General features: G+C 32.5%; 2 protein-coding genes and 1 pseudogene (1 of these 3 cut by a window edge). All 3 read right to left on the bottom strand.

The genetic code is table 11. From position 1 onward, the window contains the following. Positions 1 to 161: 161 nt before the first annotated feature. Complete coding sequence (locus tag A2255_09135; protein ID OGI19222.1) at positions 162 to 1,037, bottom strand: hypothetical protein; 876 nt, start codon at positions 1,035 to 1,037, stop codon at positions 162 to 164. Between the two features lie 53 nt (positions 1,038 to 1,090). After that, positions 1,091 to 1,765 carry a cell division ATP-binding protein FtsE gene (locus tag A2255_09130; protein ID OGI19221.1) on the bottom strand — a complete coding sequence of 225 codons (675 nt, stop codon included), beginning with the start codon at positions 1,763 to 1,765 and terminating at the stop codon, positions 1,091 to 1,093. Continuing rightward, positions 1,766 to 2,469 (bottom strand): annotated as a pseudogene (locus A2255_09125) (hypothetical protein); it runs 259 nt beyond the window's last position.

Here is a 2,469-nt window from a genome sequence, read left to right as displayed (position 1 = left end):
TTGTTCAGTTTACTAATTACTTTCTTGGATAGGTACTTAATATTAAAAATAATTCAAACAAAGGATTTATTCTGTATATAATTTAGATATACTAAAAATGTAGCCGCTTCATTAATCTTCTTCAATAACTCTCATCTAAAGGTCTTTGACAAGGCCTTTTTTTATACCCGTAAATATTTGCGGATTGAAATAATGCTTCCGCCAGCTCCAACAATAATTCCCATCATTAAAACTGATAAAGTTACCATATTGGAACTTACATCGGATACCGAAACCTGAAAGAAATTAAAGAATTTATCCAAATAACTCTGCAATATATTTAATGGAATTATAGAAATAACTGCCCCCATAAAACCATATAAAGCTCCTTGTAAGATATAAGGGGCTCTAATGTACCAATTGCTAACTCCCATCATTCTCATAATTTCTATTTCTTGTTTTCTTGCTTGAATTACCAGATGAATAGTATTACTAATAATAAAAAGCGTTAACCCTCCAAGAAAAAGTAAAACTATAAACGTTGCAATATTGGTAATATCATTTACCTTTTGAAGCTTAACCGCTAATTGCTGAGCATATTGTACCCCTTCAACACCTTTAACTTGCTTAATTTGATTAACAATATTATCAACCTTATCTTGCTTAGCGACTTTAACATGTAATGTATCAGGCAAAGGATTACTGATATCAGGCACATCCATTTGAGATTTTAGATCTTCCCAAGCTTTATCTTTTGTTATGATCTTAACATTTTTAACATTATTTATCTTAAATACCTCTTGAGAAATAATTTCAGGATTTGAATTAGGCTTTAAATAGACTGAAATCTCTAATGCGGATCCAAGAACTTGTATAAAACTCGAAATACCTAAACTTGTTTTAAACATGCAGCCAAAAATACTTAATATAGCTGCCATAGTTCCTATGATAACAAGATTCATTAAGCCTGTTCTACTTAAACCTCTAAATGTTTCAATTATTATTCTGAAAATTATTCTTAATTCTGTGGCTATACTAAACAATACGATAAAAATCATTACTTGAGATACTCCATAATTTCTGGAAAAACTAACATAAACAGTTGAAAATCTTATCTGTATGTTCCAGAATGCACGTCTCTAACTACTCGACCTTCTTCAAGAGTAACTACTCTCTTCTTAAAATAATTAACTATAACCTGATCATGTGTTGAAATTAGCACTGTTGTCCCTCGTTGATTTATATGTTCAAGTATTTGAACAATTTCAAGAGATGTTTGAGGGTCAAGATTACCTGTTGGTTCATCTGCAATTAATAAAGGCGGACCATTAACAATTGCCCTTGCGATTCCTATCCTTTGTTGTTCTCCACCTGAAAGCTCATGTGGTCTGGCATCAATCTTATGTAATAATCCAACTACCTTAAGAGCCCCTTTAACTCTCATATCAATCTCTTTTGAACTCATACCCAAAGCTCTAATAACATATGCAACATTATCATATGCAGTTTGATTAGGTAAAAGCTTAAAATCCTGAAAAACTATTCCCATTCGCCTTCTAAGATGAGGCACATGAGAGTATTTAATTTTAGATACATCGACGCCACCAATATAAACAGCACCTCTGGTTGGTAATTCTTCTCTATACATGAGCCTCATTATAGTAGATTTACCGGCACCGCTTGAACCTACTAAAAATACAAACTCACCAACTTTAATATGCAAGTTTATATTATCTACAGCACAATGATTTCCATAGAATTTAGTTAGATTTACAAGTTTAATCATTTAACACGCTGCTTTTCTCTCTATTAAATCTATTATGTCATAAATAAATTTATCTGCTGTTAAATCATATTCTGCCATTAACTCATGTTCTTTTCCACTCTGACCAAATTCATCTCTTACACCGATTCTTTTGACTAAAACAGGATTATTTTCACATATAGCCTCACAAACAGCACTACCAAGACCACCAATAATTGAATGATTTTCAATTGTAACAATTGCACCTGTTTTCTTTGCACTTTCAATTATTGTGTCCTTATCAAGAGGCTTAATAACAGGAACATTAATGACTTCCGCAAGTATTCCTTTATCTGCAAGCATTTTAGCACACATTAATGCTTCATAAATGGTTTCCCCATTAGCAAGTAGCGTAACATCTATACCTTCAACCAAAACTCGTGCTTTAGGAAAATCAAATGAATATTTATCCTCATCAAAAATAACAGGCATATTTGTTCTTGCGAGTCTTATATAAACAGGACCTTTATATTCTACAGCAAATTTAATCGCACTCTTAGCTTCTGTACTATCACCAGGAACAATAACAACCATATTAGGTATGCTTCTCATTAAGCTTATATCTTCAAGAGCCTGATGACTTGCTCCATCTTCACCTACAGTAACTCCACCATGGGTAGCAACAATTTTAACGTTAAATTTAGGATATGCGATGGAATTTCTTATCTGATCCCATGCTCTTCCTG

It is taken from the genome of Candidatus Melainabacteria bacterium RIFOXYA2_FULL_32_9 (genome assembly GCA_001784615.1).
Classification (GTDB): domain Bacteria; phylum Cyanobacteriota; class Vampirovibrionia; order Gastranaerophilales; family UBA9579; genus UBA9579.
Note: the sequence above shows the minus strand (reverse complement) of the source record. Positions and strands in the feature narration are given on the sequence as shown.